This window comes from Psychrobacter okhotskensis (assembly GCF_013248965.1).
Lineage (GTDB): Bacteria > Pseudomonadota > Gammaproteobacteria > Pseudomonadales > Moraxellaceae > Psychrobacter > Psychrobacter okhotskensis.
In genome coordinates, this window is record NZ_JABRVQ010000004.1 from 101,631 (window position 1) to 125,431 (window position 23,801).

The 23,801-nt window shown below is 43.6% G+C and carries 16 protein-coding genes; 8 read left to right on the plus strand and 8 right to left on the minus strand.

What is annotated here, in order from left to right; translation table 11 throughout:
- Positions 1 to 92 precede the first annotated feature (92 nt).
- From HQR03_RS03570 to mscL, 3 genes are all read left to right on the plus strand, one after another.
- Complete coding sequence (locus tag HQR03_RS03570) at positions 93 to 1,388, plus strand: OmpA family protein (RefSeq protein ID WP_173239161.1); 1,296 nt, start codon at positions 93 to 95, stop codon at positions 1,386 to 1,388.
- A 356-nt stretch (positions 1,389 to 1,744) separates the two neighbouring features.
- Positions 1,745 to 3,595, plus strand: a complete 1,851-nt coding sequence (gene typA, locus HQR03_RS03575) for a translational GTPase TypA (protein WP_025650910.1) — start codon at positions 1,745 to 1,747, stop codon at positions 3,593 to 3,595.
- 207 nt (positions 3,596 to 3,802) lie between these two features.
- Positions 3,803 to 4,249, plus strand: coding sequence for a large conductance mechanosensitive channel protein MscL (gene mscL, locus HQR03_RS03580; RefSeq protein ID WP_173239162.1), 447 nt, complete (start codon positions 3,803 to 3,805; stop codon positions 4,247 to 4,249).
- A gap of 305 nt (positions 4,250 to 4,554) precedes the next feature.
- Here mscL and HQR03_RS03585 read toward each other — a convergent pair whose 3' ends face one another.
- The 6 genes from HQR03_RS03585 to cysM all read right to left on the minus strand — a co-directional run bounded on the left by HQR03_RS03585 (position 4,555) and on the right by cysM (position 12,692).
- Positions 4,555 to 4,995: a hypothetical protein gene (locus HQR03_RS03585; RefSeq protein WP_173239164.1), complete on the minus strand. Its 441-nt coding sequence runs from the start codon at positions 4,993 to 4,995 to the stop codon at positions 4,555 to 4,557.
- A 322-nt stretch (positions 4,996 to 5,317) separates the two neighbouring features.
- Entirely contained in the window at positions 5,318 to 6,268 is a 951-nt protein-coding gene (gene mutM / locus HQR03_RS03590) for a bifunctional DNA-formamidopyrimidine glycosylase/DNA-(apurinic or apyrimidinic site) lyase (protein ID WP_173239166.1), read from the minus strand.
- A gap of 66 nt (positions 6,269 to 6,334) precedes the next feature.
- Positions 6,335 to 8,887, minus strand: coding sequence for a RelA/SpoT family protein (locus HQR03_RS03595; protein ID WP_173239168.1), 2,553 nt, complete (start codon positions 8,885 to 8,887; stop codon positions 6,335 to 6,337).
- A 387-nt stretch (positions 8,888 to 9,274) separates the two neighbouring features.
- A complete protein-coding gene (gene rlmD / locus HQR03_RS03600; RefSeq protein ID WP_173239170.1) occupies positions 9,275 to 10,816 on the minus strand; it encodes a 23S rRNA (uracil(1939)-C(5))-methyltransferase RlmD in 1,542 nt (513 codons plus the stop codon).
- Between the two features lie 67 nt (positions 10,817 to 10,883).
- Positions 10,884 to 11,708 (minus strand): 3'-5' exonuclease, encoded by an 825-nt coding sequence (locus HQR03_RS03605; protein ID WP_173239172.1) that lies wholly within the window; start codon positions 11,706 to 11,708, stop codon positions 10,884 to 10,886.
- Positions 11,709 to 11,732: 24 nt separating this feature from the next.
- A complete protein-coding gene (gene cysM, locus HQR03_RS03610; protein ID WP_025650917.1) occupies positions 11,733 to 12,692 on the minus strand; it encodes a cysteine synthase CysM in 960 nt (319 codons plus the stop codon).
- Positions 12,693 to 13,193: 501 nt separating this feature from the next.
- Between cysM and HQR03_RS03615 the strand changes: the two genes are divergently transcribed.
- The 5 genes from HQR03_RS03615 (at position 13,194) to tsf (ending at position 21,586) form a co-directional block, all read left to right on the plus strand.
- The gene (locus tag HQR03_RS03615; RefSeq protein ID WP_173239174.1) at positions 13,194 to 16,673 is read left to right on the plus strand and encodes an ATP-binding protein; all 3,480 of its coding nucleotides are present in this window, start codon (positions 13,194 to 13,196) and stop codon (positions 16,671 to 16,673) included.
- Between the two features lie 169 nt (positions 16,674 to 16,842).
- Positions 16,843 to 17,655, plus strand: a complete 813-nt coding sequence (locus HQR03_RS03620; RefSeq protein ID WP_173239175.1) for a crotonase/enoyl-CoA hydratase family protein — start codon at positions 16,843 to 16,845, stop codon at positions 17,653 to 17,655.
- A 267-nt stretch (positions 17,656 to 17,922) separates the two neighbouring features.
- Entirely contained in the window at positions 17,923 to 19,182 is a 1,260-nt protein-coding gene (locus tag HQR03_RS03625; RefSeq protein WP_173239176.1) for a multidrug effflux MFS transporter, read from the plus strand.
- 317 nt (positions 19,183 to 19,499) lie between these two features.
- Positions 19,500 to 20,309: a 30S ribosomal protein S2 gene (gene rpsB / locus HQR03_RS03630; protein WP_025650922.1), complete on the plus strand. Its 810-nt coding sequence runs from the start codon at positions 19,500 to 19,502 to the stop codon at positions 20,307 to 20,309.
- Positions 20,310 to 20,701: 392 nt separating this feature from the next.
- Positions 20,702 to 21,586 (plus strand): translation elongation factor Ts, encoded by an 885-nt coding sequence (gene tsf, locus HQR03_RS03635; RefSeq protein ID WP_025650923.1) that lies wholly within the window; start codon positions 20,702 to 20,704, stop codon positions 21,584 to 21,586.
- Between the two features lie 292 nt (positions 21,587 to 21,878).
- Here tsf and HQR03_RS03640 read toward each other — a convergent pair whose 3' ends face one another.
- Both HQR03_RS03640 and HQR03_RS03645 read right to left on the minus strand, forming a co-directional pair.
- Positions 21,879 to 22,700: a lytic transglycosylase domain-containing protein gene (locus HQR03_RS03640; RefSeq protein WP_173239178.1), complete on the minus strand. Its 822-nt coding sequence runs from the start codon at positions 22,698 to 22,700 to the stop codon at positions 21,879 to 21,881.
- Positions 22,701 to 23,107: 407 nt separating this feature from the next.
- A complete protein-coding gene (locus HQR03_RS03645; RefSeq protein ID WP_173239180.1) occupies positions 23,108 to 23,797 on the minus strand; it encodes an LrgB family protein in 690 nt (229 codons plus the stop codon).
- Positions 23,798 to 23,801: the final 4 nt, after the last annotated feature.

The following is a 23,801-nucleotide window of genomic DNA, read 5'->3' on the forward strand; positions in this document are numbered from 1 at the left end:
AATTTAAAATTCGTAAAAGATGTCTATTTCGTAGCATCTTGAGAAGTAGTTTTGCTTAACGCATCACTAAAATTATCCTTTGGAGGAAGTCCATGAAATTGAATAAAATTGCTCTAGCTCTGGTAGCTGTAGCGGCTGCACCTTTGGCAGCTAACGCTGGTGTTACTATTAGCCCATTGTTACTTGGTTATCATGTAACTGAGGATATCAGTGACACAGCTGACAAACAGCGTGAAGTGCTTACTACTGGTAAGAATTTACAAAACAACACTGATCGTGTAGGTAATCCTAACGGTGGCGTAGCTAAAGAAAGCAGCCTATATACTGGTGCTGCACTAGGTATCGAGCTAACTCCTTCTACTCAGTTCCAAGTAGAGTATGGTGTGTCTAATGCTAATGGTGAAGCTTCTGAAGCTTCTGCTGATTCAGGCGTTAACCGTTTTGATGTTGAACAAACTATGATTTCTGGTAACTTCTTAATCGGTACTGAAGAATTTACTGGTTACACTGATAGCCCGTTCAAACCATATGTTCTAATTGGTGCTGGTCAATCTAAGATTGAAGTTGAGAACCAAGAAGCTTATACAGCTACTTCAGACGTAGCCGGTTATGAAACAGGCGAAACTGTAGCAGCTGGTACTGAAGTATCAAACTCTAAAGACACTATCGGTAACCTAGGTCTAGGTGCTATGTATCGCATCAATGACGCGCTAAGCCTACGTGGTGAAGCTCGTGCGATTCATAACTTTGATAACAACTGGTGGGAAGGTATGGCTCTAGCTGGTCTAGAAGTCGTACTAGGTGGTCACTTAGCTCCTACTGTTGCTGTACCGCCAATGAAAGAGCCATTAGTTGATACTGCTCCAGTAATACTCGTTGAGTCTGATCTTGACTCTGACGGTGATGGTGTACCTGATAGCATCGATGCATGCCCAGGCACTCCAATGAACAAGGTTGTTGATGAGCGTGGTTGCCCAGTTGAAGTCGTCGTTAGTGATGAGCTGAAAATGGAATTGCGTGTATTCTTTGATAACGATAAATCAGCTATCAAAAACCAATACAAGCCTGAAATCGCTAAAGTAGCAGAGAAGATGCGTGAGTATCCTAACTCTACAGCACGTGTAGAAGGTCATGCATCTAAAACTGGCCCATCAGCACGTTACAACCAACGTCTATCTGAAGCTCGTGCCGTTGCTGTTAAATCTATGTTGACCAACGAATTTGGTATTGCTCCAAACCGTCTATCAACTGTTGGTTATGGCTACGATGTACCAATCGCACCAAACGATACTGAAGAAGGTCGTGCTATGAACCGTCGTGTTTATGCCATCATCACTGGTGACAAAACTATGACTGTTGAACAAACTAAAGATATGGTTGTTCAGTAAATAATAGTTAGATAGCTAACTTCTAAGTTATATCGTTACAAAAAAAGCCGCCCAATGGGTGGCTTTTTTTTATTTATGTACTGAGAAAAGTAAGTTATTACATAAATTTATCGTGCAATAATGTTATACTAGCGACCCAAACACTTTGTAGATTAACAAAGTGTACATTAGCATAGCTATCTGTACGATGGATTTTCCAGCATAGGTATTTGATTTTATTACTATTAATTAAATGATTCTACCAATTGTGTAATCATTTAAGAGTCAAATAATCATATCTTTCTGGTTGATGGTAAAAGTTTATCCAGCGGTGCTTACTGCTACTGCATTTTTTTAAGACGAAAAGAGCATTCTATATGGCGAACGATATCAAACACCTGCGTAACATCGCAATTATTGCCCACGTTGATCACGGTAAGACAACTTTGGTTGATAAACTATTACATCAATCTGGCACTTTTGGCGACCGTGCAAACATTGCTGAACGTGCAATGGATTCAGGTGATATTGAGCAAGAGCGTGGCATTACTATTTTGGCTAAAAATACAGCCATCCGATGGACAGACAGCACTGACGATACCGAATATCGTATCAACATCGTTGATACCCCAGGTCACGCCGACTTTGGTGGAGAAGTTGAGCGTGTTATGTCGATGGTAGACTGCGTGCTTTTGGTCGTTGATGCTGTTGATGGACCAATGCCACAGACTCGTTTTGTGACACAAAAAGCCTTTGAACAAGGTTTGAAACCAATTGTCGTTATCAATAAAATTGACCGTCCTGGTTCGCGCCCTGATTGGGTTATGGATCAAATCTTTGATTTGTTTGATAACCTTGGTGCCACAGATGAGCAGTTAGATTTTCCAGTGGTTTATGCTTCGGCATTGAACGGTGTTGCTGGTCTAGAAGCCGATAGCTTGGCTGATGACATGACACCACTTTTCAAAACTATCGTTGACGTTGTGCAGCCACCACAAGTGGATGCAGATGCGCCTTTCCGTATGCAAATCTCAAGCCTTGATTTTAATAGCTTTGTTGGTGTTATTGGTATTGGTCGTATTCAACGCGGTAAGATTAAAACAAATACTCAAGTAACGATCATTGATAAGCACGGTAACACGCGTAATGGTCGTATCTTAAAAATCATGGGCTATCATGGCCTTGATCGTATCGAAGTAGAAGATGCACAAGCAGGTGATATCGTTTGTATCACTGGTATTGACGCGCTTAATATCTCAGATACTATTTGTGATCCGAACAACGTTGAAGCCTTACCAGCATTGACGGTTGATGAACCAACGGTATCAATGAACTTCCAAGTAAACAACTCACCATTCGCAGGTCGTGAAGGTAAGTTTGTGACCTCACGTAATATTCGTGAGCGTCTTGAGCGTGAGTTGATTCATAACGTGGCTTTGCGTGTAGAAGACACTGAGTCCCCTGATAAATTCAAAGTATCAGGTCGTGGTGAGCTACATTTATCGGTGTTGATCGAAAACATGCGCCGTGAAGGTTTTGAGATGGGTGTATCTGGCCCAGAAGTTATCGTTAAAGAAGTTGATGGCAAGCTACAAGAGCCGTATGAAAATGTTGTCTTTGATATTGAAGAAGAGCATCAGGGTCCAATCATGGAGCAAATCGGCTTACGTAAAGGCGAGATGACTAACATGGAGCTTGATGGTAAAGGTCGTATGCGTATTGAAGCGACTATGCCAGCGCGTGGCTTGATTGGTTTCCGTTCTGAGTTTTTAACATTGACTTCAGGTACTGGTATCATGACGTCAAGCTTCTCACATTATGGACCACAAAAAATTGGTGATGTGGGTGGTCGCTCTAATGGTGTATTGGTCTCTATGACCAAAGGTGTTTGTCTAGGCTTTGCTCTGTTTAATCTACAAAAGCGTGGCAAACTATTTGCTGAGCCACAGCTTGAAGTTTATGAAGGTATGATCGTTGGACTTAATTCACGTAACGATGATATGGCGGTGAACCCAACAACTGGCAAGCAGTTGACTAACGTTCGTGCTAGTGGTACGGATGAAGCGTTGACGTTAACACCAGCTGTCAAGTTTACTCTTGAGCAAGCGCTTGAATTTATTCAAGATGATGAATTGGTTGAAGTAACACCAAAAGCGATACGTATCCGTAAGCGCTACTTAACTGAAAGTGAACGTAAGCGTCATGGTCGTAGCAAGAAAGGTGCTTAATAGCTTATATTAATACCAATAAATATTTAAGAAAAGGCTAACACTATGTTAGCCTTTTTTGCATTTTGCTATTATACCCATAATAAATGCATGAAATTTTCCTTATAATACCCAAATAATACCCAAATAATGCCTATTGTCTGATACTTCGTCGTATACTAAATGGGCTATAGTATAATCCAAAAATATTTTTTAGGAGGACACATTATGAGTATGGTATCTGAGTTTAAAGAGTTTGCTTTAAAAGGTAATGTGATGGATTTAGCGGTCGGTGTCATCATCGGTGGTGCTTTCGCAACCATTACCACCTCGTTGGTTGAAGACATTATTATGCCGATCGTCGCCTTTATCTTTGGCGGTGAGATTAACTTTAAAAATATGTTTCTCATCTTGGGTGATGCCCCTGAAGGTATCGCGATGACTTATGATGCCCTTAAAAAAGCTGGCGTCCCTGTATTAGCGTACGGTAGCTTTATTACAGTGCTTATCAACTTTTTAATTTTGGCCTTTATCATTTTTATGATGGTTAAAATGGTCAATAACATGCGTCGTGCTGACGAAGTAGAAGAAGTGGCGGTAGAGGAGCCTTCAGAAGAAGTGCAATTGCTTCGTGAAATTAGTGCAAAGCTTAGCAATACCAATATTGTTAAATAAACGCATATCATTTGGCTAGGGTATGTCTTCAATTCACTCTATAGTCATCTAAATGGGCTAAAAATGGCTAAATCTTGCCAAACATCGTCAAATAGCTGGTCAATATCCCGATATTATCTACGCTATTTTTCTTGTCTGACGGCAATTTATCTTATTTTTATCACCATTTTTGAAATGAAGACGCACCCTAGTAGAATACAAAAAAGGCTAACGCGATGTTAGCCTTTTTTATTGTTAGTTCATAAATTCGTTAGTATGAGGGGATGACTTAATAGTTAGACCGTATTTAAAAAGATTTGTATATTTTACGGTCTTACTATCACGTAGTCATTGGTATTGATTAAAATCTCTGATGGCTGATCGACGATGATACGCACGACATTGTTATCAGTGACTTGCGACTTATAATAGTTGTCTTCGGCAACGGTACAGCCCAAGCAACGTCCCATCGCATCCCACGGCTCTACAAATAACTTCTGCTGCGCTTGATCGGCGTTACCACCGATAAGAGAGAAGGGTAGGCTGACAATATACGCTGCCGTACCTGCAATGGCAGTTACTAAACCCAAAGGTTTACCAACGATGGTATCGGCTGCCATTGTGCCATAAGAAGGCCCAAAATCATTTTCATCAATTTCTATCGCTGCCAAAGCAGGCTGCATACTGGCCACAATTAAGCTTAGGCTGGCAATCATGGTGAAAATTTTGCGCTTAACGGTGCGTTGTGTATTGGCCTTAACAGTCATGGTGATATCCTAAAACTCGTAAGCAGTATGATGAATGGCTGCTGCTATTTTCACACAGAGACAATTTCCCTATATAAGCAATGCGGCAACGATAAATAGATTGATTATTACAGATAAATAAATGCTTTGCACTATTTATGTAAGCTCTTTTACTATTAAAGCAAGATGTGCGTCAATAAGCAACAAAAATGCGTGCGATATAATCGCCTTAGCGACAAACCTTACTATCATCAAACGACGGGCAGATTATCGCTATATCGGTGCTGGCTTACAGCATAGATATACAGAATTGATATCATAAAGCCTAACCATAGCAGTAGACTTATTTTAGTGGCTGGCAATCGGGGCAGTATACGCTAGCTCGTCCATTCAGCTTAATATTCTCGAGTGCTGTATGACAGTATGGACAAGCTTCACCTTGTCGACCGTAGACATTTAATGTCTGTTGGAAATATCCGGTTTGTCCGCTAGCGACCGTGAAGTCTCGTAAGGTCGATCCGCCCAGTTCTATCGCTTTTTGTAGAATCATTTTAATATGTTCGACCAAAATTACAATATCATCATACGATAATAGGTGAGCGAGGGTAGCTGGATGTATTTTGGATAGATACAGACTTTCAGTCGCATAAATATTGCCAACGCCAACCACGACTTGCTGCTCCATAATGACGGACTTGATGGCTCGGGTCATTGGCTGTTTTTTAGGTTTTGCTTTACTCGCTATTGTTTTACCAGCTGTGGTTTTGAGCGTTGTTTTATCAGATAGATCCATGCGTTGGATTAGCTGATATAAGTAATCTGCAGTGAAGGACTTTGATAATGGCTCAGGACCCAAATGGTCTAGGAGCTTAGGACCATAGTCTTCATACCACAATACCGAGCCAAAGCGTCTAGGGTCATGATAGTGTAATTGTGTTGGCACATTATCAGCATTGTTAAACCCTATCACTAAATGGTCATGTTTACGCTTCTCAGTGCCAGCGCTATGCTGTTGCAAGCTACCCGACATGCCTAAATGAATGAGAAGTTGGCGCGGTGCTAATGTGGTATATCCAGTCGTGATGCTACTGTTAGGTAAGGGTGGTAAAAAATTCAATATCAAATACTTTGCTCGGCGCTCGACACTATCCAAAGTGCAATCAATCAATTGAGTCAAGTCATCAGGCATCGACCAACGTAGTTTTGGTTGGAAGACTTTAACATTGGTTACTTGCTGACCTAATAGCGGCGCAAGGCTGGTTTTGGTGGTTTCTACTTCGGGTAACTCAGGCATAGTATTTCTTATGAAAACTCTATTATGGATTAAATATATTCTCGGGAAATTGTGCTAGCTTAATAATCAGGCAACCGCACGTCGAGCATGTAAAATGCCATGCTGCTGCTCAAGCTTGGCTAAGAGCTTGGATAAATGTGCCAATCCTGACACTTCAATATGAAACTTTAAAAAGGCAATATTATCGTCATTGCTAAGAGTCTCAACTTGACGAATATTGACATTTTCTTTGTCGATAATTTGGGTTAAGTCGCGCAACAATCCACGTCTGTCATAAGCTTCCACATGAATATCGACAGGTTGATAGCGACCTGATTTTACGCGCCAAGCGGCATCGATTTGACGCTCAGGGTCACGTTCAATGAGGCGCAAATATTCTGGGCAGCCCCGATTATGCACGCTAACGCCGCGTGACAAAGTGATATAACCGGCAATAGGCTCACCATGTACTGGGTGGCAGCAGCCTGCTAAGTTGATCTCAATATTGTCTAGACCATCGATATGGATTTTATACGCATCAAGCTTGCCCGCGTCTCTGGCATCGACGCTGGGTGTGAAGTCTTCCTCTGGTCTCTCTGGCTCTAAGTGTAGCTGACGAGAAATATGGCTGGTTAGCTGGTTTAAGCCAATCTCACCTGTGACCAAACCGACAACGATATCGTCCGTATTATTAACGTGAAAAAACTGCGTGTAATCGTTAAGATCAATACTGTTGGGGTGGACGGATAAACGCTCAAGCTCTTTACTAAGCATGTGCCGACCAATCTCAATGTTTTTGTCACGGTCTTGTTTATTAAACCATTGACGCAGTTTTGAGCGCGCCCGATTGGTATGAATATAACCGAGTGAGGCAACCAGCCAATCACGATTAGGCTCGCGGGACGCTTTGGTAATAATCTCCACTTGTTCGCCAGTTTTTAGCTGATAAGTGAGTGGTACATAGCGTTGATTGACACGTGCAGCTTGGGCACGGTTACCGACTTGCGTATGCACGTAATAAGCAAAATCAAGGACGGTGGCGCCTTTTGGAAGTTCGGTAATGTCACCATCACGACTAAAGATATAAATACGCTCGAGCTCATCAAAATCAACCAGTTGTTCTTCTTCGTCAAACTCAATTTCGTCTAGCTCATCGCCGTCCAATATCGCCGAACGTGGTTGATTGCGTGTTTCATTATTAATAGAAAGCAGTTGACGCAGCGAGCTGATTTTTTGATTGAGATAATTGTCTTTTTTATTCTTTAGTCCTTCTTTGTAATTGACATGAGCGCACATGCCAAGCTCAGCCTCAAAGTGCATTTCATGGGTACGAATCTGTACTTCGAGCGATTTGTTTTCGGCAATGACCGCCGTATGTAGCGAGCGATAGCCGTTAGATTTAGGATTGGTAATATAGTCATCAAACTGCTCAGGAATATAGCGCCACAGACCGTGTACCAGTCCAAGAACATGGTAACAGTCGGAAGGATTGGTCACCAAAACGCGCAGCGCACGGATATCATAAAGCTGGTCAAACGATAAGCCTTTGAGCTTCATTTTTCGATAGATAGAATAGATGTGCTTGACGCGCCCCGACACTTCACCAGCGATATCAGCTTCTGCCAGCGCCTCATTGAGCTTATCTTGTACGCGCTCGATATAAGACTCACGCTCACTGCGTTTTTCAGACAATAGCTTGGCAATCTCTTTATAACGCTCAGGAGCGAGATAACGAAAGGCGAGGTCTTCAAGCTCCCATTTAAGTTGGGCAATCCCTAATCTATGGGCCAGTGGGGCATAAATCGTCATGACCTCACGCGCCACCCGGTTTTGCCGCTCTAGATGAGAAAAGGTCAATTCGCGCATGGCAAAGGTACGTTCAGCCAGCTTAATCAGCACCACACGCACGTCATTGGTGACGGAGATGAGCATGCTATAAATATTCGATAGCTGATCACGCTGATTGTTGACGAAGTGGTCTTCTAAGCGTTTGTTACTTTCGATGATTTCCGACAGTTTCCCCATCGCCAAGGTATCTTTGACCAAGGTGGAGATATCCTTGCCAAATTTTTGCTCAATTTCACCCAGACTGATGATTGATTTTCGGGCACTGCGATAGAGCATCGCAGCCACGAGTGCATCTTCGTCTTGATAAAGATAGGTTAAAATATCGGTCATGCCAATACCAGTAACATAGGCACCAGAGCGTTCAGATTCGCTAGTATTCATATGACTACGGATAAAATTACAGGCAGCGCTAAGGTTGGGGACAGACTCTTGCCCGATACGCTTGGCCACATTATCTAACCATGCCGGCACATCAATATTGGCATTATTTAGATCAATCTCTTCAAGCTCCTCTTCTGAGAGAATATGAGCATCGTCTAAAAGCTGATTGTCCAAATATTCGTTTTTGAGATTTGGGTCATGACTGTGGTAAGCGTGTTGTGCAGAGCGATCAAAAGTCGTGTGCAGCTTATGGGTGGCCAGTTGGTATTTGATATCGAGTGGAATTTGAGCATAGCTGTTGGCAGACTGGTGAGAGCGTTGGCTCGCTACCAGTTGTGCCGCTAATGTCGCACTATCGGCTTGTGTGGTCTGTCCATCTACCAACGGTAACCCTTCACGAATTTTTACCATAGCCGACTCCTCTTAGCTATTTTGAATTGATTATAATCTTATTGACTGCGTACGGAACTCAAACTTATACAACGCATAAGTAGGTAGCTCAAAATCAATACAGCTGCTAAAAGTCCATTTTTAGCAGCCATAGAGTTGTACAAAAAATGTCTAAGATTATGAGTACTAATATCCGCTATATGCCGATTAAACAGGCATAAGAAGATCACCCGTTATTATCTCACTTTAATATGACAAATCAAGAGAGGCTCTGTAATGCTGATTTCAGTCAGGTTAACATAGCGGTCATTTCAATAGGATGAATCTACTCTCATTTATAAATAGGTGTTAAGTGTCAATAGTAAAGCTAACGCCATTATATATGGAAATACATAAGCAAAATCATTGCTAAGCAGGTGTCTTTTCAAAGCGCGCAATGGACTCGACGTGCCCAGTATGACAAAACATATCCATCACGCCAGCATGAGTCAGGCGATAGCCTTGTTCCAATAATGCCTTTGTATCACGGGCTAGCGTTGCCGGATTGCAAGAGACATATACAATACGCTCGGCATTAAATTTCGGCAAATACTGCATAATCTCCCACGCACCAGAGCGAGGTGGGTCGATAAGTAATGCATCAAAGCCCTGATTGGCCCAAGGCTTGTCAGTGCAATCTTGAGTCAAGTCTTGGCTATAGAATTCGGTGTTATTGATACCATTACGACGTGCATTATCGGCGGCGCGTGCGGTCATTGCCTCACTACCTTCAACCCCGACGACAGAACCCGTTTCACCAACTAAGCGTGCTAGTGGCAAGCTAAAGTTACCTAAACCACTGAACAAATCGAGTACCCGTTCACCCGCTTTTAGGTCTAATAAATCACAAGCAAGCTTGGTCATCTGACGGTTCACCGACAGATTGACTTGGGTAAAATCTGTTGGGATAAATTCAAAAGTAAGGTCATATTCTGGAAGTTGGTAATATAAACGACCAAACTGCTCACTCAGGTCATCAGCCTCTGTCAAAGCAATACGCTGAATGCTGTCAACACCTTTCGACTGTAAGTACAATTGCCAATTGCGCGCGGCAAAAAACACCTTTAGCTTCTCTACATCAGCGTCTGATAACGGCGCTAAGTTGCGCACAATAAGAGCAACTGGTTGATTACCATCTGGTAGCTCTGGCATCGCTTCACCCATCGCCAACTCAAGCTGGGCAATCTTGTCACGGCTCTCTAAAGTACTTATAAGGGTTTTTAAGTTCTCGATCTCAAAGCCAATACGGGGATCTAGGATATGACACTCATTTAGCTCAGCCAAAAAGTTACTTGAGCGCTCACGAAAGCCCACCAAAGCCGTTTCTTTTTTGACCACATAACGCACACCCATTCGTGCTTTGGTACGATAACCAAGGCGATCGCCGACCACAGGGGCAAGCCAATGCTCAGGCTCAGCATTGGCTTGGTGCATCAGCATTTCAGCAAGGACAGATTGTTTAAAGTTAATCTGAGCATCTGGCTGCCAATGCTGTAAGTTACAACCACCGCAGACACCGAAGTGCGGGCAGGGCGGTACCACGCGCTCAGGATTTGGGTTGGCAGTGATGCTGATCGCGTCACCTTCTTCAAAGCTGGTTCGACTATTAGTGAGTTTGACCACAGCGCTTTCACCCGGTAAAGCAAAGCTAACAAAGACTTTTTTGCCATGTTTGTCTACGGCATGACCGTCTTCTTCACTGAAGCCATTGCCATATACTGCCACTCCGCGACCATCATGCGACAGCCCGTCAATAGTAAACGGTAAGGGTTCAGCCTCTTTCAGACGGCGACGAGTCTTTGACGACGGTTTGGATTTTTTCTTGTTTGGTGGAATAGTAATGGTCTTGGTGTCGTTCACTTGCGGCGTCGCATCAGCTGCGGTAGATGTTTTTGAATCGGTGGGTTGCATAAACCTGCCTTAAATAAATAATAAATAACTAAAAGGTGAGTACAGATATTAGTACAAAGAATAATTTTTATACGGGCGGCGTAAATGACCAATCAGCGATGAATTCTTGATGACGGGCACTACCATCGGCTTGCGTGTAATTGGTTAGATAATCATGGCTTTGCTGCTGCCAAGTATCAAAATCTTGTGAAGACAATTGACCAGTCAAACGCAGCCAGCGTAGATAGATTAGCCAGGTATTCATCACATCAGACTCGCAGTAAATAGACAGTGTCTGCCAGTCATCATTGCTCACGAGATCGCCAACCATACTGCCGTCGACACTGGTTTTGCCCGGCAGTCCGTAGAGGCTGGCGACGATATCCATCGCTTCACGGCGACTGGCACCGTATTGGCTAAATCTGTCCATCAAATCAAGGTGACGAGTATGAAAACGATTGACATAATTATCGAAGCGCATGTTTTTGATGCGTGCGCCTTCTTCAAACAGCCAAGGCGCTGACAGATCATATTGCATGGCGCGGTAAATCAATACCGGAATATCGAAACCTGAGCCATTCCAGCTGATGAGCTGTGGTAATTTTTCAATGTCACTAAAGGCTCGAAAGAATTTAACGAGAATGTCTTTTTCGCTAAACTTATCTGCGGTCAACGAAAACAACGATAACTTACCATCTTTAATATATAACGCCGAAATACAAACAATACGTTGCAACGGTAAGCGCATAAAATCATGCCCAGCTTCTTGTATACGTAACGCCGTCAATGCGCTCAGGGCATCCGCATCATTGAGATCCGCCAATTGTGGATAAATACGGCGAGCCGCCGCTGTATCCGCAACGGTTTCAATATCAAAGACCAATATAGGGTCAGAGGGTAGGGCATGTGACATAGATAAACCTAATTAATTTTGAAATTATGGTGCTGCATGGTCTATGCTGTCATCAACGTTATATAAGCCTGTCGATAGATAGCGATCACCACGATCGCAGACAATAAAGGCGATAACGGCATCAGGGTTTTCTTTAGCCACTTGTACGGCAGCCCATGCAGCGGCACCTGAAGATACGCCCGCGAAAATACCTTCGGTTTTGGCCAGTTTGCGCATATATACTTCAGCGATATGTTGGTCAATATCCATCACTTCATCGACCAAATTTGCATCAAAAATACCCGGCATATAAGCGGCAGGCCAACGGCGGATACCCGCAATAGAAGCTTCCTCGTCAGGCTGCAATCCGATAATTTTAATCGCTGGGTTTTGCTCTTTTAAGTATTGTGAGACACCGGTAATAGTACCAGTCGTACCCATCGAGCTAATAAAGTGGGTAATTTTACCGTCAGTTTGCGCCCATAGCTCAGGCCCAGTCGTTAGATAATGCGCTTGTCTGTTATCAGGATTATTAAACTGATCTAAGACGATACCTTTGCCATCGGCTTGCATCTGCAATGCCAAATCACGTGCCGCTTCCATACCTTCGTCCACTTCGATCAACGTCGCGCCATAAGCCATCATGGCGTCTTTGCGCTCTTGGGTCGAGTTGGTTGGCATCAATAGCGTCATTGGATAACCACGCATCGCTGCGACCATAGCCAAGGCAATGCCAGTATTGCCGCTGGTTGCTTCAATCAGCATATCACCAGGCTTGATATCACCGCGCTGTTCTGCCTGATAAATCATATTAAAGGCCGGACGGTCTTTGACAGAACCAGCAGGGTTATTGCCCTCAAGTTTGGCGAGCAGTACGGCACCGTTAGTAATATGTTCTTGCTCAGGCAGACGATGCAATTTGACTAAAGGCGTCTGACCTACGCAGTCGGCAAGATCTGTTACTTGAGTGATAAAGTTGGCGTTTGCCATGGCCGTAGTGGACATAAGGTATCCTTATTGGTTTTTTAGAGGACAATTTATTTAATAATATGTGCTTTTTAGCCCATTTAGATGACTATCGAGTTAATTGAAGACAGGCCCTAATTAATACACTATTTTTATCATTTAATAAAAGCTTGAGACCATCAGCGTAAATTCTGAAACCGTCATGATAAATCTTGTCCTATGACAAGGTATTGATGGTGACAGATAAAAAGTTGCGTCATTATATCATTTTGTTTTCAGCCGCGCTGATGACATCAGATATTATTGGTAAATGTCTTGCTAACAAAATGAATCGTTTAAACCTTGCAGACGTCAGTGTTATCAATGAGCGATGTTTCTCTTATAAGCGTTATAAAGGTTAAGATAAGCGCTATGAATGTTTAACAGCCATTCATAAAATCCTGTTAAGATAATCTCGAGCGTCAGTGATAGGCTGCGGCGTAATAAGTGAAAACAGCATACGTATTTATTGTAAAAATATCAGTGGAGAGTCAACCCAGCATGGCATACAAAAAACGTTTTGATACCAGTAGCGCCTATGGCCAGCTGATTATATTGGTGTTTTTACCGATCTGTTTATTAGCAGCGGTTGGCGGTACTCTGGTATTTTATGAGACGATGCGTGCCAGCAACTCAGAGCAAGAAGCATTGGCAGAGGCGGTGCTCATCCGCTATACACCCACGATTGCTGAGCGTATTCCTGAATTATTGGAGCAGCGCCAACAAGCAGCCAGTAAGGTCAATGCTGGCAATGCAGATCAAGCATCGCAAAGAGCTGCCACTACGCTCGGTGGTATCCAAGAGAGGCTTGGGCGTATACAGTCTGAGCAGCATGTCCAGCGTATTGCTATTATTAATCAGGACAATCAAGTACTCGCAACGGTAGGTTATGGCGTTGAAGAAGTGTGGCCTATGATCGAAACGACCGGCAAGTTTTTATCGCAAAAGCCAACACCTATCGGTAACGCCTATGGCAGTATGCTTGGGGATTTTGACGGTCAGCAACTCTGGCTAATGATTGATATGGACAATGAGCCGCTTTATATTGCTCGGTATCGTATTGCCATGGCGCTAGTCATCACGGGCTTGTTCACTATTTTGATATTACTGCTGAGTTTGAATATTTACTCAAAACGTTGGATTGCACCGATTTATGAGTTGCGCTTGCAGTTACAACGTACCCATGTTGACAATCTCTACCAACCTATTCCGGTTGAGTCAAATGGCGAGCTGAATTTGTTGCAACAGGATTTAGTCAGGACGTTGCGCCGCTTACATGGTAGCTTTCAAGAGCTTAAAGACCACGCCGAGCAGACCGAAGATGACTTGCGTTTGGCGTTTGATGAGATGGAAATGCAAAACATCTCTATAAGAAACGCACGTGATGCCGCTATTTCAACCAGCCAAGCCAAATCTGCGTTTTTGGCCAATATCAGCCATGAGTTACGCACGCCGCTCAACAGTATTGACGGCTTTATTAATTTGCTGGCGCGTCATGGTGAGCTCAATCCTGAACAAGACTTATATGTGCAAACCATACGCAAATCGTCGGCACACTTGCTCGCTTTAGTGAACGATGTGTTAGATTTTTCTAAAATCGAAGCGGGCAAATTGGTGCTCGATCGCCATGAGTTTGACTTGTATGACACCATTTATGATGTGGTCGACATGCTGTCACCGGTATCCTCAGAAAAGGGGCTACGCATGGCGGTCCTGTTCTATAATGATGTGCCCATGCGCGTCAATGGCGATGCTTTGCGTCTCAAACAAGTACTGACTAACATCGTGGGCAATGCCATTAAGTTTACGGACAGTGGTGATGTGGTGGTGCGCGTCAGCTTAGATGACCATCGCGACAATTACTTGATGATTAGCGTGCAAGATAGCGGCAAAGGTATTTCTTTAGCTGATCAAAAAATGCTGTTCCAAAGCTTTAGTCAAGGCGATCCGTCAATCACTCGCCAGTATGGTGGTACAGGGCTGGGTTTGGTTATCTCCAAGCAATTAACCCGTTTGATGGGCGGCGATATTGGTTTTTATGATAATGCACAAGAAAACATCGCCAATCAAGGCGCGACGTTCTGGTTTCGGATGCCAGCTCATGTCGATGTGCTAGAAGCCGCTACTGGTCAGACCATTGCGCTACCCGTGTTAGCGCCGCTGGCAAGTGCCACAGATGAGTTTAATGTGTTGGTATGGATCAATCATACGGCGTCCATCCAAGTGCTCAAAGCCAGCTTGCAATACCTACCAATTAAGCTGACCCAAGCCAACTCATTACCCGGTGTACTTGAGTCGTTAAAAGAGCGCGGTAACTATTGGGATTGGGTCATCGTCGATGATGACACCCAAGACGATATGATGGCATTACTCAAACAGATCCGCCTCCATTACCAAGGCAAGCTGGCGGTATTTGGCTATCAAGTTGCCGCTGATCAAGCGCTACTCAACCGCTATCATGCCAATATATTGTATGAGCCATTAGACAAGCGCCAGCTCTATGCCATGCTCGATACGCAAAAACGCAGGGCCCCTAAAGACATGCAAGAGCCGCGCTGGAAGGGCGTGACCGTGCTGGCAGTCGATGATCATTTGCCCAACCTGCTGGTGCTCGATGCCTTGCTCAGCGAGCTTGGCATTCAGGTGATTACGGCCAATAGTGGTTTTGAAGCCATAGAGCTCATCAGCAAACAACAAACCAAAAATATCAAAACAGCCAAAGCTGATAAGCAAAGTTTATCCAAAAAGACCCAAATCTCAAAAGCCGAAACCCGTGACGAAGTGGGTAAAGCCACGAGCAGTTCTGGGTATTCTGAAGAGGCTAATGAAGACAAAGGCAGCAATCAGGATAAAACCAATAATCAGGATAAAAACAGTATTGACTTGATATTTATGGACATACAAATGCCACGGATGTCAGGGCATGAAGCGGCTCGACAAATTCGTAATATCGAAAATGCTGATAATCGTATTCCTATTATTGCCTTGACCGCCCATGGCTTGGCTGACGAGCGTGACAAGCTGATGGCGAGCGGTATCAATGATTATGTGGGTAAGCCTATTAGCCAACCACAGTTGCTACAAGTGCTGCAAAAGTGGCTAGGACGCACGACGACCGTGCCGCAATTAACCGCTATGCCAGAAGCCCATGCACAACAAGGTACTGATGCTCAAGATTTTAATTCGCAAGATTTTGATGCGCGAAATCATCCTTTAGGCTTGCTGCCAGATGATATATCGCCTGCTTATCCGCTAGTTAAGGGTAATGACGATAATCGTGATCAGGCGTCCGAGGGTATCAATCAGCAAAAAATTACTCGCCCTTTATCATTGAAAAAAATCCGTGATGACTACTTACGAGACAGCCAGCCTCGTGATGACTATAGACGAGAAACGCTGCGCGAAACTCAGCCACGTTATGCAAGTTTGCGCTATCAACAACAACGCCAAGCGTCGTTATTGTATCCTCCTTACCAAGTGTCAAGCGACACAGATGAAGAGATGTCGGCAAGCACGCAGGCCAAATTGGACGACGACATAAACCTCGACCTAAGCGTTAATGATACGAGCAGCTCCCATATCTTAGACTGGCAAGATGCGCTGACTCGTTCAGCCAATAAACCAGATCTCGCAGCCAAGCTTATTATTATGATGATTGATACGATCAATGAGGAAAAACGCGCCCTCACTCAAGCGTGGGATGCCCGTGACCGTAGTGCCCTTGCGCAAATTGCCCATCGTATCTTAGGTGGTAGCCGCTATACTGGTGTGCCGCAGTTGCGTCAGGCCAGCCAAGATTTGGAAGACAAGTGCTTATTGAATGTCCAACATACCACGCCCGCCCAGTTTGCAATGCTTGAACCCTATTATGACGCATTGCTAAGCGCGTTAAGTAATTTACAAGCGCTAGATTTATCGGCTTATCCGCAGCTGAATTATCATCGTTTGAGTGAAAATGATATGACATGGAAAATGATTTAAGACAGCTATAGCCTGCTGGATTTATGGGCCAAGTTGGCTGTCATTTATTGATCGATAAAAGGGGTCATATATCCTGACAGTCAGTTATTCATAGGGTATGGTAGATATAACCCTGTTAATATTGGCCTCATTAGCAGGATATTTATTTTATTTATTAATAAGGATTGTTATGAACGCGATTGCCACTTATCAGTATAAGACCTTACAAGTGAGCGTGACTGACCACATTCTCACCGTTACCTTAAACCGTCCTGAGAAAAAAAACGCCATGAGCTTTCAGGTGGTCGATGAGTTGATCAAAGTAGCGGGTCGCATCAGTAAAGATAAGACGATACGTGCGGTGATTTTAAATGGTGCCGAAGGGACGTTTTGTGCCGGTATCGATTTGGGTGATTTAAACCATCCAAAAAACCAAGCATTTGCCCTTTGGGAGTTGGTAAAACCTTGGCAGAGCCTTTTTCAGCGTGTCTGTTTGGTTTGGCGTGATGTGCCTGTCCCTGTTATTGCGGTACTAGAAGGCTACTGTATCGGTGCAGGGCTACAACTGGCGCTGGCTTGCGATGTTCGTATCAGTCATCCTGATTGCAAGTTGTCTATTATGGAAGCCAAGTGGGGACTCGTGCCAGATATGGGATTGACTCAATCGGCGTTGGGTGTGGTTCGCGCTGATGTCCTAAAAGAGCTGGCGATGAGTGCGCGTACGATTGATGCAACCGAAGGTAAAGAGTTAGGTCTCGTCAGTCATTGTAGCGAGACACCTTTAGAGCAAGCACAACAGCTCGCTGCTGAATTTGCAGAGCGTTCACCAGATGCGGTATTGGCCAGTAAGCGGGTCATTAATGCGATGTATGAACAATCAGCGTTGACGTTATATCAAGAAAAAGTCTGGCAGTTAAAGATGATGTTTGGTCGTAACCGTAAGCTTGCGCTCAGAAAATCCAAGCAAGCCAGTACCGTATTCGCTAAGCGCCAATTCCGTTAAAAAGTATTAGTACTCTCTTGATAGAGTGTTTTTGTTGTTAGCGTTTGTTTTATTAACGTCACATGGCTATTGAAATACATGCAGATAGTAAGATATAACACTGTCTGCTTGTGTAGCTGCGCATAACTTGTTTACCTGTGCATAAATAGGCATTATTATTTTTGCTACCAGTTGTTTTTATTCTTAGTGTTGTTGTCTCAAATAAAAGCTGGTACCAAGCAAAGCGTGAGTAATAAAATAATAACCATCATAAAAAACGGTCTAACTATGTCTGCTCCAAAGTCTTCCTTGCCCAATAAACCGCTTGCCTCTGAACGCGTGCGCTCTGCTGATTTGCCTGTTGCTTGGATTATGATGCTCGGGCTCATTGTGGCGATAGGGCCGCTGTCCATTGATATGTATCTGCCAGCATTACCCGAGATGGGTAAGAGCTTCGGCGTATCGACCGCGTTTATGGCCAACTCGGTGCCAGCGTATTTCTTAGGTTTGGTCTTTGGGCAACTGGTCTATGGCCCTCTAAGTGATCGTATTGGCCGCGTCAAACCGCTATATTTTGGTATGACCCTCTATGTTATCGCCTCGATTGTCTGTGCGACGACGGATAATGAATATGTGCTGTTTGCAGGACGTACCTTTCAGGCCCTCGGAGGTTGTGTGGGGGCAGTGGTTACCCGTGCGGCGATTCGTGATCGCCTGACTGCCAAGCAAACTGCCAAAGCTTTTTCTATCATGATATTGGTGATGGGCTTAGCGCCGATATTAGCACCATCACTGGGTGCGCTATTTTTGCGCTTCTTTAGCTGGCACTCTATTTTTTGGTTTTTGGCCGCTTTTGGTACGCTTAACCTGTTGCTCACCAAATTTTTCTTTTTTGAAACGTTGACTGAAGAAAACCGCAATGTACGCCCTGCCAAAGAAGTCTTGAGTCAGTATTGGGATTTATTAAAAGACCCTACCTTTAATTATCCCGCGATTGGCGGCGGTCTCTTGATGGGAGCGATGTTTGTTTATATTAGCTCGGCCTCTGAGCTAATCATGGATACTTATGGAGTGTCAGCAACCCATTTCGGCTGGTTATTTGGTATGAATGCAGCCGGTTTTGTCGCTTTAACCCAGCTAAACCAATGGCTGACCAATCGCTTTCGTATCCTAAGTATTTTGCGTTTTGGGGCGATGATGCAGGTTATCTCTGCAGGTATTTTGTTTGTGGTAGGGATTATCTTTGGGGTAGAGGCGTGGCTGCCTTTGGTATTGGCCTGTATTTTCTTTTGTATTGCTGGTCTTGGTTTGACTCAGCCAAATGCCTCCGCAATTGCATTAGCCTTTCAAAAACGCCGCGCAGGTATGGCAAGTGCGCTACAAGGCTCGCTCATGTTTTCAGTAGGTATTTTTGGCGGTTTGTTATTAAATCTATTTCCAGTCAATCCGGTACTTAAGATTGGTATCGCCCTGTTTTCTCTAATGAGTCTTGGTTGCTTTTTAATCTGGCAGATAGACCGCAATCTAAATCTTGATGATGCGGAGTAGTTAGGCAATAGCACGGTATAATAATAGTGGGAATTACTCTAACTTTTATGATAAAATACAGCGCAGCTATTTATATAGCTCGCTATATAGATTGGATCTAGGTATTTTTTTTACATCTGATCATAGCTCATTTTTTAAACCAACCCATCAACCAATGACACACACATCATGGCAAAAAATTGCTGGGTGTTTGGCGACTTGATTAATTTGCAAAAAGTTAGTGCGATATTTATCAGCACTAATCATTAGCAAATGCGTGTCGCTAGATAGGCAGTTTTTGTGATGTGGAGGCATAACCCAACCACTAGGAATTTCACATGGCTACAAAGAATCCAACCAAAATCGAAATGCGCGACCTACTACAAGCCGGCGCTCACTTTGGTCACCAAACACGTTTTTGGAATCCAAAAATGGGACCATATATCTTTGGTGCCCGTAACAAGATTCACATCATCAACTTAGAGCACACGGTAAAAGCGTTTAACGAAGCATTGACTTACGTAAACGGCTTAGCTGCTAAGAAAAATAAAGTATTGTTCGTTGGTACTAAACGCGCTGCTAGCGGTATCATCCGTGAACAAGCTGCCCGCGCTGGTATGCCATACGTTGACCATCGCTGGTTAGGTGGTATGCTTACCAACTGGAAAACCCTTCGCCAGTCAATCAACCGTCTAAAAGAGCTAGAAAAACAAGCAGAAGACGGTACTTTCGCTAAGCTTACTAAGCGTGAAGCATTAGAGCGTACTCGCGATATGGAGAAACTTGAGCGTTCATTAGGCGGTATCAAAGACATGGGCGGCCTACCTGACGCAATCTTCGTTGTAGACGTGGATCATGAAGCGATCGCGATTAAAGAAGCTAAGAACCTAGGTATCCCAGTTATCGGTATCGTTGATACCAACTCTAACCCTGATAACGTTGATTACATCATTCCAGCAAACGATGATGCTATCCGTGCCGTGACTTTGTATGTAACTTCTATGGCTGATGCGATTATTGCTGGTAAAGAATACGCACAGACTCAAGCAGGCGGCAAAGCTGATCAAGAGCAACCTGTAGAGCAAGCAGCTACTGAAGCAGCACCAGCTGAAGCGGCTACCGAAGAAGCAGCCACTCCAGCAGAATAAATAGCTGACCCAAAAGGTTTACCTTTGTAAGGATATCTTGATAGTGACTCTGTCAGCATCCATATAAAGATATTAACAGCGTATAAGCTCACAATAGGCATGATGTAGTTCTACTCGTCATGCCTTGTTGTTGATGAATTGCTCGTTATTAGGTGAGTATTATCGCTTATAGTTGGACTCGTGATACTCAGTGTCTGCTATCACAATGACTTCAGTTGTCACGATCAACGATGTGCACTTTCATCACCACAAGAGCAATATAGTATTGATAAACAGTACTTATAAAATACAGTATCTGTAAACAATATTTATAAACAGTATAAAAATATTGAATAGAAGTTAAGCACTCACATACATAACAATACTCACATACATAATAAAAGGTAACTCTTATGTCAGAAGTAAAAGTATCTGCCAAAATGGTAAAAGAATTGCGCGACCGTACTGGTCTTGGCATGATGGAATGTAAAAAAGCGTTGGAAGAATCAAACGGTGATGTCGAAACTGCCATTGATAACCTACGTAAGTCTGGTCAAGCCAAAGCCGCTAAAAAAGCGGGTAACATTGCAGCTGACGGCGCTATCATCATCGCTCAAGGCGAAAACAAAGCATTCTTGTTAGAAGTTAACTGCCAGACTGATTTCGTTGCAAAAGATGACAGCTTCAATGCATTTGCAGAAAAAGTGGCTAGCATTGCTCTAGAGAACAACGTGACTGACGTTGCTGCTATCGCTGAATTACCATATGGCGATGGTCAAACCGTTGAAGAAGCACGTGTATCATTGGTACAAAAAATCGGTGAAAATATCCAGATTCGCCGTGTTGAAGTACTTGAAGGCGCTAACATCGCTGCATACCGTCATGGCCTGCGTATCGGTGTAGTGGTATCTTATGAAGGCGGCAGCGCAGACACTGGCAAAAACCTTGCCATGCATATCGCTGCGTTTAACCCAGTTGCCGTCGATGACGAAAACGTCGCTGCTGATGTACTAGCGCGCGAAAAAGACATCATCGAAGCCAAAGCCAAAGAATCTGGCAAACCTGACAACATCGTTGAAAAAATGATCGAAGGTGGCCTACGTAAGTACCTAGACGAAGTAACGTTATTGCGTCAGCCATACGTCATGGACAACGAGAAAAAAGTTGGTGACGTATTGAAAGCTGAAGGCGTAAAAGTACTTGGCTTTAAACGTCTAGAAGTTGGTGAAGGCATTGAGAAGAAGCAAGAAGATTTCGCTGCTGAAGTTGCTGCAACTCAAGCACTAGCTAATAAGTAAGTTTTAAAATGCAGTAAGTGCTGAGTTTGTTTTTGCTCAGTACTTATAGATTGTTTGACATAAGAAGCAATCAAGCACAAAAAAGCCCGTTATTTATTAACGGGCTTTTTTGTGTCTGCTGATTTAGTTATATCATTAACAGTTATAGTCAAAACATCCTAAAAACGCGACAGTATTGCTGATATCAATTTTTTGCATCCTCTGTCTGCGCAGGCACAGCAAGCAAGAAAAATTGATATCAGCAGTGCGTGATGTATTGATATTACTTTTCGCTGATCATTATGTCACTATATTAACGTAAGGCCGCATACGCTGAATTGGCATAACTGGCGCTATTGGTATTGCTGCTAGTGCCATAACTGACTTTTTGCATGCCATTACTAGCAGTGGTATTGCTGTTGCTGGCGCTCATGCTACTACCAGACAAACCTGAGTCATTTTTATATAAGCTGTGATAGCGGCTCATGACGCTTTTGACATAGTTGCGAGTTTCTTTAAACGGCGGGATGCCACCATATTTATCGACGTTACCTTCACCCGCATTATAACCGGCCACCGCATGTTCGACGTTATTATTAAAGCGACGCATCAACCAAGCGATATATTTAGCAGACCCTTCGATATTGTCGGCAGGATTCCAAGGATTGCTCACTTTGAAGCGGCGGGCAGTGGCTGGCATTAGCTGCATTAGGCCTTGAGCACCCACAGGCGAGCGCGCGTTGGGATTGAATGCGGATTCGGTATGCATCATGGCTTTCATGAGTGCAGGATCTACACCATTACGCTCGGCAGAAGCGCGAATATAACTGTCATAAGCGTTGCGGCTACCGCTACTACTTGCTGTGCTGTTACCATAATCACTACCGCTGCTATTACTGCCATCATACATCTTAGAGTCTTTGTAGTAAGTCACTTTCACTTTTTTGGTAAATTTATCAAAGTTGCCACTAGGATTGACATTGGTGAGCAGTACTTGTCCGCCTTTGTCTTTATAGATATACATATTGCCTGCGTGAGCAGTCATCGAAAGCGTGGAGAAGGCAAGTGTACTAGCAATGGTGCTGAGTAAAAGCGGAGACAAACAGCGGGTAATCAAAGGGGAGATATTTATCATAGAGATATCACTTTTTATCGAATAATAGCAAATTGTTTTGCCTATAGGCGCGTCATGTTGCGCGTTAAAGCGGTTACCGTGTTTGTAGGATTTTATAGCTATAAAGAAGATAGCCACCTAGCAATAACCACGCTTAACAAGAAACCACTTGCGATAGATACAAAAAATAATAGTTGCTTACTATAACATATAATAACTTTTTAGCGCATAGGATTAGCAGAACAAAGCACAAAAGCCGCCTTTAATTTGTAAAAAAATCAACACACTAAGGGTTTTAAGCGCATCGATTGCATACTTGCTTCAGTGTTTTTAAGTTGATACAAACGCCTCAATAGACGGACTGCGACGGTAAATGATCAGTAAAGACGAAAAATTGGCCACAATAGTGATGGGTTTTCTAAACGCTCTTAAACGGAAAAGGCACTGATAAAAATAGGTACCCACACGGCAGTGACCAAACCATTGACCGCCAGACCAAAGGCTGCATAACGACCGGCAGTGTGGCTAATTTGCCAAGCTTCTACCGTGCCGAAAGCATGAGCAGCCAAGCCAAGTGCCAAACCTTTAGCACGATCATCATCGATACTGCGAAACAAAAAGCGCGCTAGAGTACCACCGATTAGACCTGAGACAATAATAATCAAGTTAGCCATGGCCAGTGGCGCTTTAATCAAATCGGCGACGCTCAAACCAATGGGTGTAGTGACTGAACGGGTGGCAAACGCCAATATAGTGTCATGACTTAAGGAAAACAGGTACGCCAATGACATGGGTAGTAACGCACCAATAACGCTGGCCATGGCTACAATTAAGGTCAGCTTCTTGACTGGTAAGCCTTTAAAATTCATCGCCGCTAATGGCACGGCTAACAGTACCGTTACATACCCTAATAGATGGTCAAATACGGGCTTGGCAACGCTATAATAATTATTGTAATCCCATTGCAGGATGAATAAGAATAAAAGGACAAGCCCCAAAGCGGTAATCACCATCGGTAGCCACGATAGCTTACGTGCCAGTACGCGGGCAATAACGTGTGCTGCTAAGGTCAATAATATCGCTGCAAGGGTCGCCATCCATACACTATCAAAAGTCATTACA

Bases quoted from the DNA above. Each gene is read 5' to 3' on its own strand.
- HQR03_RS03570 (WP_173239161.1), top strand. From the start codon at position 93: ATGAAATTGAATAAAATTGCTCTAGCTCTGGTAGCTGTAGCGGCTGCA.
- typA (WP_025650910.1), top strand. From the start codon at position 1,745: ATGGCGAACGATATCAAACACCTGCGTAACATCGCAATTATTGCCCAC.
- mscL (WP_173239162.1), top strand. From the start codon at position 3,803: ATGAGTATGGTATCTGAGTTTAAAGAGTTTGCTTTAAAAGGTAATGTG.
- HQR03_RS03585 (WP_173239164.1), bottom strand. From the start codon at position 4,995: ATGACTGTTAAGGCCAATACACAACGCACCGTTAAGCGCAAAATTTTC.
- mutM (WP_173239166.1), bottom strand. From the start codon at position 6,268: ATGCCTGAGTTACCCGAAGTAGAAACCACCAAAACCAGCCTTGCGCCG.
- HQR03_RS03595 (WP_173239168.1), bottom strand. From the start codon at position 8,887: ATGGTAAAAATTCGTGAAGGGTTACCGTTGGTAGATGGACAGACCACA.
- rlmD (WP_173239170.1), bottom strand. From the start codon at position 10,816: ATGCAACCCACCGATTCAAAAACATCTACCGCAGCTGATGCGACGCCG.
- HQR03_RS03605 (WP_173239172.1), bottom strand. From the start codon at position 11,708: ATGTCACATGCCCTACCCTCTGACCCTATATTGGTCTTTGATATTGAA.
- cysM (WP_025650917.1), bottom strand. From the start codon at position 12,692: ATGTCCACTACGGCCATGGCAAACGCCAACTTTATCACTCAAGTAACA.
- HQR03_RS03615 (WP_173239174.1), top strand. From the start codon at position 13,194: ATGGCATACAAAAAACGTTTTGATACCAGTAGCGCCTATGGCCAGCTG.
- HQR03_RS03620 (WP_173239175.1), top strand. From the start codon at position 16,843: ATGAACGCGATTGCCACTTATCAGTATAAGACCTTACAAGTGAGCGTG.
- HQR03_RS03625 (WP_173239176.1), top strand. From the start codon at position 17,923: ATGTCTGCTCCAAAGTCTTCCTTGCCCAATAAACCGCTTGCCTCTGAA.
- rpsB (WP_025650922.1), top strand. From the start codon at position 19,500: ATGGCTACAAAGAATCCAACCAAAATCGAAATGCGCGACCTACTACAA.
- tsf (WP_025650923.1), top strand. From the start codon at position 20,702: ATGTCAGAAGTAAAAGTATCTGCCAAAATGGTAAAAGAATTGCGCGAC.
- HQR03_RS03640 (WP_173239178.1), bottom strand. From the start codon at position 22,700: ATGATAAATATCTCCCCTTTGATTACCCGCTGTTTGTCTCCGCTTTTA.
- HQR03_RS03645 (WP_173239180.1), bottom strand. From the start codon at position 23,797: ATGACTTTTGATAGTGTATGGATGGCGACCCTTGCAGCGATATTATTG.